14 protein-coding genes are annotated in these 14,892 nt (G+C 43.6%); 1 reads left to right on the top strand and 13 read right to left on the bottom strand.

Annotated features, from left to right (window positions below; translation table 11 throughout):
- Positions 1–45 precede the first annotated feature (45 nt).
- The 13 genes from IEY18_RS06015 to IEY18_RS05955 all read right to left on the bottom strand — a co-directional run bounded on the left by IEY18_RS06015 (position 46) and on the right by IEY18_RS05955 (position 13,458).
- A complete protein-coding gene (locus IEY18_RS06015; RefSeq protein WP_188918804.1) occupies positions 46–1,350 on the bottom strand; it encodes an inosine/guanosine kinase in 1,305 nt (434 codons plus the stop codon).
- A 386-nt stretch (positions 1,351–1,736) separates the two neighbouring features.
- Complete coding sequence (gene adk / locus IEY18_RS06010; protein ID WP_188918802.1) at positions 1,737–2,384, bottom strand: adenylate kinase; 648 nt, start codon at positions 2,382–2,384, stop codon at positions 1,737–1,739.
- A gap of 131 nt (positions 2,385–2,515) precedes the next feature.
- A complete protein-coding gene (locus IEY18_RS06005) occupies positions 2,516–3,364 on the bottom strand; it encodes a co-chaperone YbbN (RefSeq protein WP_188918800.1) in 849 nt (282 codons plus the stop codon).
- Positions 3,365–3,463: 99 nt separating this feature from the next.
- Positions 3,464–5,374 (bottom strand): molecular chaperone HtpG, encoded by a 1,911-nt coding sequence (gene htpG, locus IEY18_RS06000; protein WP_188918798.1) that lies wholly within the window; start codon positions 5,372–5,374, stop codon positions 3,464–3,466.
- Between the two features lie 209 nt (positions 5,375–5,583).
- Positions 5,584–6,183, bottom strand: coding sequence for a recombination mediator RecR (recR, locus tag IEY18_RS05995; protein ID WP_188918796.1), 600 nt, complete (start codon positions 6,181–6,183; stop codon positions 5,584–5,586).
- 12 nt (positions 6,184–6,195) lie between these two features.
- The gene (locus tag IEY18_RS05990; RefSeq protein WP_188918794.1) at positions 6,196–6,525 is read right to left on the bottom strand and encodes a YbaB/EbfC family nucleoid-associated protein; all 330 of its coding nucleotides are present in this window, start codon (positions 6,523–6,525) and stop codon (positions 6,196–6,198) included.
- 156 nt (positions 6,526–6,681) lie between these two features.
- Positions 6,682–9,288, bottom strand: coding sequence for a DNA polymerase III subunit gamma/tau (gene dnaX / locus IEY18_RS05985; protein ID WP_188919184.1), 2,607 nt, complete (start codon positions 9,286–9,288; stop codon positions 6,682–6,684).
- A gap of 122 nt (positions 9,289–9,410) precedes the next feature.
- Positions 9,411–9,962 carry an adenine phosphoribosyltransferase gene (apt, locus tag IEY18_RS05980; protein ID WP_188918792.1) on the bottom strand — a complete coding sequence of 184 codons (552 nt, stop codon included), beginning with the start codon at positions 9,960–9,962 and terminating at the stop codon, positions 9,411–9,413.
- Between the two features lie 94 nt (positions 9,963–10,056).
- Entirely contained in the window at positions 10,057–10,464 is a 408-nt protein-coding gene (locus tag IEY18_RS05975; protein WP_188918790.1) for a response regulator, read from the bottom strand.
- A 133-nt stretch (positions 10,465–10,597) separates the two neighbouring features.
- Complete coding sequence (locus tag IEY18_RS05970; RefSeq protein ID WP_188918788.1) at positions 10,598–10,969, bottom strand: YbaN family protein; 372 nt, start codon at positions 10,967–10,969, stop codon at positions 10,598–10,600.
- Positions 10,970–11,319: 350 nt separating this feature from the next.
- Positions 11,320–12,063: an HvfC family RiPP maturation protein gene (locus IEY18_RS05965; RefSeq protein ID WP_188918786.1), complete on the bottom strand. Its 744-nt coding sequence runs from the start codon at positions 12,061–12,063 to the stop codon at positions 11,320–11,322.
- Positions 12,063–12,902: an HvfB family MNIO-type RiPP peptide maturase gene (locus tag IEY18_RS05960; protein WP_188918784.1), complete on the bottom strand. Its 840-nt coding sequence runs from the start codon at positions 12,900–12,902 to the stop codon at positions 12,063–12,065. The genes IEY18_RS05965 and IEY18_RS05960 overlap by 1 nt, the downstream gene beginning before the upstream one ends.
- Positions 12,903–13,026: 124 nt before the next feature.
- Positions 13,027–13,458 carry an HvfA family oxazolone/thioamide-modified RiPP metallophore gene (locus IEY18_RS05955; RefSeq protein ID WP_188918782.1) on the bottom strand — a complete coding sequence of 144 codons (432 nt, stop codon included), beginning with the start codon at positions 13,456–13,458 and terminating at the stop codon, positions 13,027–13,029.
- Positions 13,459–13,888: 430 nt separating this feature from the next.
- Between IEY18_RS05955 and IEY18_RS05950 the strand changes: the two genes are divergently transcribed.
- Positions 13,889–14,854 (top strand): tRNA-dihydrouridine synthase, encoded by a 966-nt coding sequence (locus IEY18_RS05950; RefSeq protein WP_188918780.1) that lies wholly within the window; start codon positions 13,889–13,891, stop codon positions 14,852–14,854.
- The last annotated feature ends 38 nt before the right edge of the window (positions 14,855–14,892 follow it).

The raw sequence follows: 14,892 nt of genomic DNA, 5'->3' as shown, positions 1-14,892 counted from the left end.
ATTTATAGCCTCAAGCGAGGCTTAAGTGCAGAATTCTACATACAGTTATCTTTCCCAATATGCCTCTTCGAGACTATCCTCTCTTTCCGGTAACCCTCTTGATAAACGTGGGCTATGTTGCGCCAAAACTTGATAAGCCACTCGGTTGGCATATTTACATATTTGAGAAAAAGAAGAGTAACAAAGGCCGTCACGAATATGTTTACTCGAGCCTGGTACATTCGCTTTATGAAAGGTGTTAGCGGATAGATCATGTAGCAATGCAGCTAACGCACCGTCACCTGCACCATTGGTATTTCGAATACGTTCTGGCCCACCCATGTAAGGTGAAATATGTGCATAAACTTTAATGGGCGTTTGGCAATCACGTTTTAACTTAGGTCGCGAGAACTCGAAGCGGTTAAAATCAGGAATAGCTCCTGGTAACAATGTATGGCTTGTTTCTCTTTTTTCTGATTCTTCTGTATAGCCCGCTGTATACAATCCTAGGGGGCCAGCTGTCGTCAGCACCATATCGCATAACTCAAGTGCCGCTTCGCTTGCTAAAAGAGGATCGCTTTCCCCCGTCAGCGCTTCCCCTTCATCTTCATTCATTGCAAGTATTGTGACATGCTCACGAATGAAGTCCTGCCACCACTTTGGGTCTTCCTCAATTAAAAAACGCGTACCAAGTGTAAGCACGACAGGTACTTGCGCTGCTTTAGCAAGTTCAATCGCCTTCATTGCTGCTTGCGTAATTTGATCTTCACCACTCGCCCGCATTAGGTAAGCAGTTAACACTAAGGCAGAACTATTTTCGATAACTCGCTCATTGATATGAGCTGGCGTTAATTTATCCATTGCTCCTTTGCTAATCGCAAAGGTTCGCTCACCGCAGTCTGAAATTAATGTAAAACAACGGCCAATCGGACCATCAACAGGTTGAAGGTAGTTCAAGTCGACCTTCGATGATGTATTGCATAAATAGCGATAAGCATAACTTCCCACTTCAATATGCTTACTCATCACACCAAATAAAACCGATTTATCATCTGCAAGAACCGAGTAATTATGAACCGTATTTCCAATCGTCCCACCAGCAAACTCATCGCTAATTAGGTCATTTTGCTTCAGTTCAATATAAAGTGCGTGAGCCTTATCATCATCAATAAGGGTCGAATTTCCTGTGGGCAATCCATAACGCACGAGTAATTCATCGGCCACTTTCGCTTCAATGTCGACCAGTGTTTGATCAATACCGCAAACATAAGTCGACTTTGGCTTTGGGTTATGAGTCAACTGCTCTAAAAGGGGGTCTCGTGCTTTGACTGGAAAATAGTGCTTTGACTTACGCTGTCCGGGAAACTTCATAGCAAACTCTCTTTACTTAGCGTCCTTGCCGATTCAATCCCCTGTTGCGGGGCCTTGATTGACGAATTGAGATCACATATTTGACGGTTTTCGACGATGCATCTCAGTTAAGTGGGCGCAGATTCTAACACATATAGCTATTGATTCTAGTCGAGCAACCGTCGAATTCACAGACTATTTAAGCTTTGTGAACAGCAGTTCATTTCTGAGGAAAATTGAATGATTAGATTAACAACCCACAATAATTTTACTAACAAAATCATTACAACAACCCTCATGGCCGAAGTTCTTTGTAAACTGTATTTTTCCAGCAAAACCCAAAATACAAAAAAGCCTGCATCAGCAGGCTTTCATTAATCATCTTAGCAAATCATTAAGCCTATGGCTTATGACTCAAGAGCGTTGACCAGTAGTTCGCTCACCTGCGCAACAGGTTGAGTACCATCAAATTTACTGTAACTGGTCTCACCTTTCGCAGCGACAGCGCCATAGTAGTTGACTAATGGCTCTGTTTGCTCGTGGTAAATCGCTAGACGTTTACGAACCGTGCTTTCTTCATCATCAGGGCGAATAGAAAGATCTTCACCTGTGACATCATCTTTACCTTCCACTTTCGGTGGATTGTATACGATGTGGTACACACGACCAGAGCCAGAGTGAACTCGACGACCACTCATGCGATTAACAATTTGCTCATCAGGCACGTCGATTTCAATGACGTGGTCGATAACAATACCATTGGCGGCCATTGCATCAGCTTGTGGAATTGTGCGCGGGAAACCATCTAATAGGTAACCTTTCTCACAATCTGCTTGTGCTATACGCTCTTTAACAAGTCCGATAATCAATTCATCAGAAACCAGTTGCCCAGCATCCATCACTTTTTTCGCTTCCAGGCCTAGCTCTGTACCAGCTTTTACAGCTGCACGTAACATATCACCTGTAGAAATTTGCGGAATGCCGTATTTTTCCATGATGAACTGAGCTTGGGTACCTTTACCGGCACCAGGGGCGCCCAATAGGATAATGCGCATCTAAAGTGTCCTCTGTTTCGCATTGATATTGTTTTTAGGGCGCCGATTTTCGCATACTTCGGTAGTATTGAGAAGGGCTAAGCATTTCGACTTTAGCCTGATATACCTAAGCGGCATTGATCAGGCAGCCGCTAATAAAGCAAACTATACAGTTTACGGCGGTACTGGCTGGCTAAACTGTGCCCCTGACCTAGCGCGGTCAATATCTCCATAAAAGCTTGTTTTACCGCTCCATTCTCGGCATTTAAGTCAGCAGAAAGAACCGCGAATAATGGGGTCAACGCCTCTTCATCACGCCCTGCTTGATGGAGTGCTTTGCTCAATTGAATAAGTACTGAAAAATCTTCAGGGTTACTCTCAAACTGAGTTTGTAACTCTCTGATCTCTGGTGTATCTGCAGCTTCTTTCGCCAGTTCCAGCTTCGCCTTTAAATTTTGATAGTAGCCGTCTTGATCTTCTAGCTTGATATCATCGAGTAATGCTTCTGCAGTCGTCAGCTCATTTATCATTAGATATGCGTCAACAAGCGCAAGCGCAACATCTCCACGTTGCAGGCTTTCCGAATATGCAGACTTAAGCAACGGTAGTGCGGCTTCTGCATTTTTCTCAACTAAAAGCTCTTTGCCTTGCTGGAAATCTAACTCCCAAAGTGCAGGCAAATGTTTGTCCAACATCGTGCCTATTTGCTCAGGGTTTTGCATTCCAGCAAAACCATCCACTGGCTGACCTTGCTTCAAAACCATGCAAGTCGGCACACTTTGGATCCGAAAATAACCAGCAATCTCTTGCTCAAGTTCACAATCAACCTTTGCGAAGATAAAACGGCCTGGCTGTTGCCTTGTCATATTTTCGAGTGTTGAACCAAGCTCAACACTCTCAGGGCTTTGCTGTGCCCAAAACAGTAACACTATGGCTTGCTGATTAGAGGCTTCTACCACCTCTTGGATATTCTCTTTCGTCAGGTTTATTACTTGTTCCATAGGAACCTCAAATTCTTAGCGCATCGCATCAGATTATCAAACTTACATACAAATAAGGCGGGTTTTACCCCGCCTTTGCATTAATCAACTTCAGTACACTTATACTTTGCCAACTAACATCTGATTCATCAATTTAATAAATGCAGATGGGTCATTCAGGCTGCCTTTTTCAGAAAGCTGAGCCTGTTGGAGCATTAAGTTTGACCAATCGGCAAACGCTTGCTCATCTTGGATTTGATCCATATGCGCAATCAGTGGGTGCTCGGGGTTAACTTCAAATGTTGGCTTAACATCTGGAACAGGTTGACCAGCAGCTTCCATCAACTTAATCATCTGGCTTGACATCTCGCCGTCAGCTACCACGACACACGCCGGCGTATCAGTCAGGCGACTCGTCACTTTCACTTCTTTCACTTGATCACTAAGTACTTCAGAAATCCGTTTCACTAATGCTTCAGAGCTAGATGCCAGCTTCTCAGCCGCTTCCTTCTCTTCTTTATCTTCTAGATCACCAAGCTCTAAATCACCGCGGGTAACCGAGTGCAGCTTCTTGTCTTTGTACTCAGTGAGATGATTAATTAACCACTCGTCAATACGTTCAGACATCAATAGCACTTCAATGCCTTTTTTACGCAATAACTCTAGATGCGGGCTATTGGCAGCAGCTTCATGGCTATCGGCAACAATATAGTAGATCTTATCTTGACCTTCTTGCATACGTTCAATATATGCATCAAGTGCGACGGTTGGTGCTGCTGTTCCCGTGTGCGTTGACGCGAAGCGCAGTAGGCCTGCAACACGTTCCTTATTGGCAAAGTCTTCAGCTGGCCCCTCTTTTAGTGCTTGACCAAACTCAGCCCAAAACTGTTGATATTTCTCTTCGTCATTTTTAGCAAGCTTCTCAAGCATTCCAAGAACACGCTTAGTGATGCCGGTGCGCATCGCTTTTGTCACTTTGTTATCTTGCAAAATCTCACGAGAAACGTTCAAAGGGAGGTCATTTGAATCGACTAAACCTTGCACAAAACGTAAATAAGACGGCATAAACTGCTCTGCGTCATCCATAATAAAGACGCGCTGTACAAACAATTTTAAACCGTGGCTTTTATCGCGGTTCCACATATCCCAAGGTGCCTTGGCAGGAATATAAAGCAAGCTTGTATATTCTTGATTACCTTCAACACGGTTATGACTCCATAGCATTGCATCGCTATAATCGTGAGAGATGTGCTTATAAAACTCTTGATACTCATCATCAGAAATATCTGATTTACTCCGAGTCCAAAGTGCCGTGGCTTTATTCATCACCTGCCACTTGCCTTCGACCGCCTCAACTTTTTCACCTTCAGGGCCTTCGGTCTCTGGCGTTCCTTCCTGCCACATTTCAACCGGTACCGAGATGTGATCTGAATACTTGGTGATAATCGAGCGAAGACGGAAGTCGTCAGCGAATTCTTTTTCTTCCTCACGAAGATAAAGTGTAATTTCGGTTCCACGATTCGCCTTCTCAATCGTATCAACGGTAAAGTCGCCCTCACCTTCTGAAACCCACTGTACACCCTCGTCTGCGCCATGTCCGGCAGCACGGGTTTTCACAACGACTTTTTCTGCAACGATAAACGCCGAATAAAAACCGACACCAAACTGGCCTATGAGTTGAGAATCTTTTGACTCATCGCCAGAAAGGTTTTTAAAGAATTCAGCGGTCCCAGATTTGGCAATCGTCCCCAGATGCTCTATCACACCATCTCGAGTCATACCGACACCATTATCTTCAATGGTGACCGTATTCTTTTCTTTGTCTGTGCTGACACGTACACGAAGCTCACCATCACCCTCGTATAAAGCATCATCCGTTAGCGCCATATAACGTAGTTTGTCAGCAGCGTCGGCTGCATTTGAAACAAGCTCACGTAAGAAAATTTCTTTGTTGGAGTACAAAGAATGAATCATCAAATGCAATAGCTGTTTAACTTCAGTTTGAAAACCATGAGTTTCTTGATGTGACATGAAATTTCCCTTGTAAATACGTGTTACTCATGCACGGAACCGTGCGTATAAATCTTTAGTAATCAAGAAATGGGGTTGGAATATAACTTTTCAAGGGAAATGGGATCGATAAAAACTAAATGTTTAAAAAAAAAGCAAAAGGCCCATGATGGGCCTTTATTTTATCATACGGAATTCATCATGAAGCCGTGCCATGAAGAGCGCAACGGCTACAACTCAACTCGCCCATTAAATGACAAAGCTAGAGTCGTACTATCTACATACTCTAACTCTCCACCTACAGGAACGCCATGGGCAATACGACTAACCGTCACATGATGACGCTTTGCCATATCGGCAATAAAATGCGCTGTCGCATCTCCTTCCACCGTTGGGTTGGTGGCAAGAATCACCTCTTTGACATCGTCACTAGCGAGTTGCTGCTCAAGAAGCGCAAGCCCTAACTCTTCAGGGCCAATACCGTCAAGTGGAGATAAGTGGCCAAGCAACACAAAGTAACGGCCAAGGAAGTGACCTCCGGCTTCGATTGCCAATACATCTGCTGCCGTTTCAACGACACAAATGGTTCCTTGCTGACTACGTTTCGCACTAGCACATATTGGGCATTGCTTTTCTTCGGTAAAAGTTCGACACGTTTGGCAATGACCGACATCACTCATTGATTGCGCCAAAACATCTGCCAGCTTCCGGCCTGCGACCCGATCTCGTTCAAGCAGTTGAAATGCCATGCGCTGGGCAGACTTAGGGCCGACACCCGGCAGACACTTGAGCGCTTGGATCAGTTCATCAACTAAAGGGCTAAATCTCATTCAATTCATTGCCTAAAATGGCATTTTCATGCCCGGAGGCAATTGCATTCCACCGGTGACTTCAGCCATTTTCTTCTTTTGATCTTCTTCGAGGCGACGCGCTGCATCGTTACAAGCTGCTGCGACCAAATCTTCAAGCATTTCTTTATCATCTTCCATCAGACTTGGGTCAATTTCTACCTTACGTACACTATGAGCTCCCGTCATGGTTACTTTGACAAGGCCTGCACCTGATTCACCAGTCATTTCAGTGCGAGCAATCTCTTCTTGTACCTTTGCCATTTTGTCTTGCATCTGCTGGGCTTGCTTCATTAAGTTGCCCATGCCACCTTTTCCAAACATAGTGTACTCTCTTCTCATTCGATTGATTATTTATGCCGAAGCTGGCTTATGTTACTCATAACAGAGTGATTAGCAATATCCCGCATAAATTTGGTGTTTAATTTCGTTAGCTATCACTAAATTTTAGTCGAAACCGCTTAGTGACGGCTTCTTTAATTAGTTTTGCTTATCCCCGTTGGGTAACAAGCTGTGAATCGATTGGCTCCGCAGGCTCAGTAGCTCCGGAGGATAAGACAAGCTGTCATCCTCTAACTGTGCCGTAAATTGCTGCATAAGCCATTGCACGTGTTCATCATTCAGCAGGGATGATTTGGTTTTCCCCAATAATTCTCGATGAAATCGCTTACGGATTTCAAGCGGAGTCTCACGCTGTCCATCTAACCCAACCTCAATTTCAAGACTGCATGGTTCACCCAATACTGTCGACAAAGCTTGTGTTAGTTGCTCAATCGCCAACTCAGCGGCTAAGTGCTTTTGATCGGGCTTTAAAAGCAACTGCAAAGGCATGGTTAAAGTTCTACAAATTGAGTTCACAGCCAATTGACGAACCCGCCCACCGATGTCAAGCTCGCCCATCAATTTGTACCAATGCAAATCCATTGGGTCACCGTGTATTTCGGCAGCAGTGTCGCTACAACCTGTTGCGATATCATTTTTATGCGCCGCTTCGCCATTCCCAGTTGACGCGCCAATTCCACTGTTGTGATCCGTTTCTCGGGATGCGGTTTCAATCAAAGTCGTCGATTGACTCGGAGTGATTTTTTGCTCATCTGCGGTCGCATGAGGCGCCTCCCAAGGTGGGCGACTCTCTGTAGAACTGACGTGCGCTAACGGCTCTAACCTGCTGTCACTTTGGGTTGAGGATTGATGTTCCTCGTGATTGTGAACCGGCCCTGAAACAACACTTGCGCCTTGGGTGTCCTCATGAGCAGCCTCTGACGCAGGACGTTCATAATCTATAGAAAGACTTTGCGCCGGCTCGATATTCGTCGGCACTGAGTCAGCAACCGGCTGCTTTTTCTTGCCCAAATTTCTGGACTTACTTAAAGCATCAGTTGTCGGCTTTTTTGCGGCACCATCCTTAGCATCCTGCTGCTCTAGATCCGACATTAAATGCTCTCGTGTTGCAAGCACTGCGTCAAGTAAGTCATCCCCAAGCTCAAGCGTTGGCTGCTGGATCGTCGCGTCTAAAGATAATTCATTTGTTTCTGTTGGCTGCTGATGCGCTTGCGGAGTAATGGCGAGAGTATCGGCAACGGAATTTGACCCATGATCAACTGAGTGAATGGTAGGGTTGGCACCATCTGGCTTCCCTTGTGGATCGACAATATGTTGTTCTTGAGCAGCAAATTCAGATTGCACTTGCACGTATTCTTGAGCTTGAAGCGGCTCCTGTTCAACGACTTGAGCTTGAGAGGTATGCCCAAAACCTTGACTTTGAGCTTGACTTAAAATCACCTCTTGTTCGGCAATGAGCGCTTCATTTTCGTCGGTATCTCTAGCTTCTTCAGTTTCTTGTATACTCTGCGGCTCAGTCTCACCAACCTGTTCTTGCTGAGACTGAACTGCTTTTACTCGTTGCGATAGCTCAGGCTGATTCGTACGCTCTGAAACAGGTTTGTTTTCTACTGCGTCTGAACGCGTCGAGGAGACTTGCTGAGGCGACCACTGGTTTGCAGCTGATTGTGGACGGAATGCAACCACACGCAACAACGCCATTTCCAGCCCAGATTTAGGATCTGGGGCATGAGGCAATTCCTTTTTACCAGTAAGTAAAATTTGATAGTAAAGTTGAACCTGTTCAGGAGCAATGGTGTTAGCAAAATGCTGAATTTGTTCTTCAAACAATGACATCTGTGCGGCACTGGGGGCAAATTGAGTCAAAGTAATTTGGTGTAGTAACTCTAAAAGACTACGTAAAACCTCGGCAGCATCGGCACCAAAAGAAAGCACTTCGGCAACCTTTTGCAATAACGGTGGGATATCACCTTGCAGTAACGACTCCAGTAAGGCTAAAACATGGCGTTCATCCACACTGCCTAACATAGTTTGCACCTGTTGATGCATCACCTGCCCTGCACCAAACGCAATGGCCTGATCCGTCAAACTCAAACCATCACGCATACTGCCATTTGCGGACTTCGCCAATAACGTTAACGCCTGGGGCTCAAATTCAATATGTTCTTCAGTCAATACATACTGCAGCTGTCTTGAGATTTCATCTTGAGACAGGCTTTTTAAATTGAACTGCAAACAACGGGACAAAACCGTAATCGGAAGCTTCTGCGGATCGGTTGTGGCCAGTAGAAATTTAACGTGCTCTGGTGGCTCTTCTAAAGTTTTTAATAAAGCATTAAAGCTGCTTTTTGAGAGCATATGCACTTCATCAATCAGGTAAACTTTAAAGCGGCCTCTGGTTGGTCGATACTGAACGTTATCCAACAATTCACGTGTATCATCAACTTTCGTCCTCGAGGCAGCATCAACCTCAATTAAATCGACAAAACGACCTTCTGCTATTTCTATACAGCTGTGGCATTGGCCACAAGGGCTTGCTGTTACACCAGTTTCGCAGTTCAAGCCTTTGGCAAATAAACGGGCAATACTGGTTTTACCAACACCGCGAGTGCCAGTAAATAAATAAGCATGATGAAGGCGTTGTTGGCTAAGTGCGTTTGTTAATGCATGGAGAACATGCGATTGGCCAACCATTTGTTCAAATGCGGCAGGGCGCCATTTTCTGGCTAACACCTGATAGGACATGGAACTCCCCAAAGAATCACAGAATTGAGTATCGGGAGCAAGCTCCTCTTGTGGCCTAAACCATACCATGCCAAGTGATGACATGCTATATTCGACCGCTGAGGAGCTATTAAGATTTGCGGTTAATCACCCTCAAATTCGCACAGCGTAACTAACTCAAGATCAAGCGCTTGCAATCGTTTCTCACCACCGAGATCCGGTAGAGAGATAACAAACGCAGCATGACCTACTTCACCACCTAATTTGCGAATTAACTTTACAGTCGCTTCAATGGTTCCGCCAGTTGCCAACAAATCATCAACGACCAACACTTTATCTTCTGCGGTGATCGCATCCGTGTGAATTTCTAAAGTGTCATGGCCGTATTCCAGCTCATAGTTTTCAGAAATTGTTTCACGAGGAAGCTTACCAGGCTTACGTACTGGAATGAATCCAATACCTAATTCTAAAGCAAGCGGCGCACCGAATAAGAAACCACGCGCTTCGGTACCGACGACTTTAGTAAAGCCTTGAGATTTGTACTGCTCAACAAACAAAGCGATGGTAGCCTGATATGCTTCAGGATTTTCCATCAGGCTGGTCACATCACGAAACATGATGCCAGCTTTGGGATAGTCAGGGATTGTTTTAATGCTTTGTTTGATAAGCGTTAAGCTTTCTGTATTCATAGCCATAATTATTTACTTCGTTCGCCAGCAAATTTGCTGGGCTTTAAACAATAAAAAAGTCCACACGAATGTGGACTACTTTACAATATCCGGCACAAGCTTAAGCCGCTTTATCGTCAGTTGCAACTGCCAGTGTCGATAAGTGATCTACAAGTTGACGCTTTGTGTCACAATTTAGCGGTTTTCTTAAATATAAAGATAACAGCTGAAAATCAACCTGAGCTTCAACTTCTTTTTGTTCTTGAGTACTCAGCATAATAACCGGTAATTGGGCCAACTCTTCCATTTCCTTCAACATCCGAAGAAAATGCGGGCCATCAACAACTGGCATGTAAAACCCTGTAATAACAGCATTAAACTTTTTATCTTTGCATTTTTGAAGGGCTTGAATACCGTTTTCCGCGGTTGCGACTTGCCAACCCTTATCTGTGAGCAAATCAATCAAAACTTGACGGCAAATGGGATTATCATCAACTACTAAAATTTTTAAGCTCATAAACTTATCCAAGATAAATTCAACCGTTCACATAAAATACTAGTACATACCTGCGCCAACTTATACTTCGAAAGAGGTAAAGTGTGCTCTGCAAGTGATTATTAAAAATAATGTAATCGGCTCGAAAGATTACTCTAAAGTGAGGTCATTCTTCGATAATTTCAGGAATGCTACGTAAATATAGAAGGAGTGCAACAGCAAAGCAAAAAAGGAGTATCTTTACCCATATCAGTGGCACGATATAAATACTGAGTGCAAAACTAGCGCTACTGACCCAATACGCTTTCTTTTTCAAACCAGTACGAATCGCACCTTGTTTTTGCCAATTTTGAAGCGCTTCACTAAACCAAGGATGTTGCATCAGCCACGTATGCAAGCGTTCGCTGGATCGCGCAAAACAAAAAGCAGCCAATAGAATAAAGGGAACGGTTGGTAAAACGGGGAGCACAATACCAATCAAACCTAACGCAAGGCTAGAAAGTCCGCTAAAAAGATAAAAACCACGCTTAATTGCCATACAACTCCAAATGTCATTTGAATCGGTCGTTATTATAAAGCGTTTTTCATATCAACTCATCATTAGCGTAGAGTTAATGGTGCAAAGAAAAATTTGCACCAAATATCATAATGATGCGACTTTAAAGTAGTCCGGTATGCATTAACCAAGAGAGGCTAGCGGGTAATGTAGGAAGAAGAAGTACAAGAATAAAACCAAGAAAATACATTGCATTAAATGGCTCTTTAAAGGGCTGGCTCATGAATCGACTCCAAAATAGATGCGCACAAAAAAACGTGATAGAAATCACAACAGGCCCGCATTCTACTTTCTTCAACATCATTTATAAACCAAGTGAAAGTAGGGTTATTTTATATACTCTGCTTAAGGATCCCTTTCTGAGCCATTTGATGCAGCAGTGTCACACAACCTTGCTCCAAAACATGAGATTCAAACGTTGGATAACTCTCAATAAGCCATTGCATAATGGCTTCAAAGTTTGTAACTTGCAGCTCTTCAATCAGTGCCAACACTTGCGCGCTCAATGGATTTAATTGTAAAAACTTTACATCTTCATCCGAATCTAGGTAGATACAAAAAAACTGGGGCGAATCTGTTGGTTCAACTGGCTGATAATCAGCACGAATATGCTGCACTTCATAGCTGTATTGCGCAATTTTGGCATTTTGGCTTAAGCACAAAGCAACAGAAGTGACTTCCATCGGAGCAACAGGCGCGTGATGTGGGTTTGTTTGCGCAACTGAAACCACTAACTCCAGCCACTCATAATGGGCCAACTCCAACATAAATACCGGATCTACATCCGTAGGTTGATATTCGTTTTGCAAAAACTGAAGAAACTCTTCTGCAATTTCAATGAATACCGGCGTCTTACAGTCATGCTCAACAAAAAACTTACGCACTAATACTAACCAGTCTTCTTGGCGATAAAGACTTTTTAAAACTGGAAAGCCGCTCGAAATAAAGCCATCGATATTATTAAAAAATAGATCTCGATATATTTGCATTCGCCTTGACTCAACACCTTCGGGCATCGGCTTATTCGGGTCGCGTATATGTTCCATAAAGGACTGCTGAACCTGCTTAAACTCCATTAGGCACTCCTTTTCGCTACCGCTTCTGTTGCACGGGCTTGATAACGATGGATCTTATCAATCTCTTCAAGTAACACTTCGGTTTCTGGAATATTAAAATCTCGTTCCAACAACGTTGGATGTACGCCATGAATTTGATAACAATCTGCTAATAGCTTCCAAACTGGATCGTTAACATCTGCCCCGTGAGTATCTACAATTAAGTCTTCAGCCTCTTTGTAATGACCTGCTATATGCAAATATTCAATACGCTCAGTAGGCATCCCCTTTAAAAACTCATTGGCATCGTACTGATGATTAATAGAATTGACATAAATATTATTCACATCGAGCAATAACTTGCAGTCAGCCTCATTGACAACAGCATTTACAAAATCAAGCTCGCTCATTTTGGAACCTGAATCCGCATAGAATGAAACATTTTCTAAAATAAGGGGCCTCTCGATAATGTCTTCAACTTGCTTTACTCGAGCCGCAACATAATGAACCGCTTCTTCAGTAAAAGGGATCGGCATCAAGTCATACATATGGCCAGTTCCCGAACAATAACTCAAATGCTCTGAATAGATATCAATGTGATGCCGATCCATAAATCGTTTGACATTTTTTACAAAATCAATATCAAGTGCTTCAGGGCTGCCAATAGATAGGGATAATCCATGAAGAAAAACTTCATGTTGCTCTGCGATTTGGCTAAACTGGCGGCCAAACTTACCACCGAGTGTCATCCAGTTTTCTGGTGCAACTTCAAAGAAATTTATCTGCTCGGGCACTTGCTCACAAAACTCATCAAGCATTTCACGTCGCAAGCCTAAACCTACCTTGGATTCAACCGCCATTCTTGCACCCTCGATCATTACTTAAAAACAAACTAGGCCAGCAAGTGCTGACCTAATTTAACTGTCAGTCGTTCACTAGCATGTTTTTAGCACACTAGCGAAGTCGTTCCAATTCAAGATGGTATTATTTGTTACCACCACATTTACCTTCACCACATTTACCTTCTTTGGCTTTCTTCATGTCGCCGCCACACTTGCCTTCGCCACATTTACCTTCTTTGGCTTTCTTCATGTCACCGCCACATTTGCCTTCGCCACATTTACCTTCTTTGGCTTTTTTCATGTCGCCGCCACATTTGCCTTCGCCACATTTACCTTCTTTGGCTTTCTTCATGTCGCCGCCACATTTGCCTTCGCCACACTTACCTTCTTTGGCTTTTTTCATGTCGCCGCCACACTTACCTTCGCCACATTTGCCTTCTTTACCGTCAAGCTGGTAACCGGCGGTCATCTCTTCAAAGCCAAACGGGTTTGCTTGTGCTTCTGCTGCAAATGCAGAGCTCGCTACCACAGCACCTAAAGTTACAGCTAGAGCAGTCTTTTTGATATTGTTCATAATATTTTCCTTCCTAAATACATATTGAATGATTAACTGGTTCAGACACTGTTGCAGTGGCGTCTTGCTTAAAAAGACCTTACTAGTTTTAGATTTATTTCAAAAAAAACCACATTCATCACACTTTTATTTCAAAATGATTGCTAGGAGCCACATAGCAGAATAAATAACCCTTTTTTATCAAACAATTACACTGACTGTATCGCCTATTAAAATTTGTTCTTTTTTAGTAAAAATACATTCAAGGTCGGTCAATATGAGTTGATTCATTCATTTTCCATCACTGTATTACTCACAAACCCTAGCCCCCGCCGCTAAATATCTCGCCAAAAATTGGCTGTCATTAAGCTTCGCGACGAAAACAGCTACAAGTCGTTACACAATCCGTATAAAATGCCTCCCCCCAAAACTATGTTCGAGGAAACCACAGTTGAGAGTAATACTGGCACCGATGGAAGGCGTCGTTGATGATTTAATGAGAGAAATGCTATCTGCAATAAACCCTTATGACTTGATGGTCACTGAGTTTATACGCGTCGTTGACCAGCTACTTCCAGAAAAAGTTTACTATCGATTGTGCCCAGAGTTACTTCACGGTGGAACAACCGCTTCAGGAACTCCTGTCAGAGTCCAACTATTAGGGCAAGATCCAAATTGGATGGCTGAAAATGCCCTTCGCGCCATTGAACTGGGTTCAAAAGGTGTCGATGCAAACTTTGGCTGCCCTGCGAAAATGGTTAACCGTAGCCATGGCGGTGCGGTTTTGTTGAAGAACCCAGAAAAAATCCATGAAATAGTTAAAGCGATGCGCAATGCTGTTGACCAATCACAGCCTGTGACAGCGAAAATTCGGCTCGGGTTTGAAGATAAGTCTTTGTTTATGGAAAATGCTTTAGCTATATATGAAGCCGGCGCTTCTGAAATCGCTATTCATGCGCGCAGCAAGGTTGACGGATATAAGCCTCCAGCCTACTGGGAGTACATCACCGCAATCCGCAAAAAGCTACCGATCCCTGTTATTGCCAATGGTGAAATCTGGAGCGCTGAAGATGCAAGTCGTTGTATGGAAGTTACTGGTTGTGATTCCATAATGGTTGGTCGAGGCGCGATTAGTTTACCGAATCTTGCTGCAACGATTAAAATCAGTGCACCAGCTTATGACTGGCAACAAGTTCTCAAATTAATGCTCATTTATTCAGAAAAAGAACTATCAGGTCGAAAAAGTAGCTACTACCCATCGAGGATCAAGCAGTGGTTTGGCTATCTGAACCGTCAATACCCTGAAGCGGAGCAGTTATTTAGACAGCTTAGAATTTACAAAACAGCAGACGAAATTATTCGACAGCTTGAACAAGCCTACGCAGAATTAATGGAAATTGAGAAGCAACAACCGTGACTAGATCATGCCAACGTTCGTTTCAACACATAATTTCA

Source organism: Shewanella gelidii, from assembly GCF_014647855.1.
GTDB lineage: Bacteria > Pseudomonadota > Gammaproteobacteria > Enterobacterales > Shewanellaceae > Shewanella > Shewanella gelidii.
This window is presented reverse-complemented; position numbering and strand designations above follow the sequence as displayed.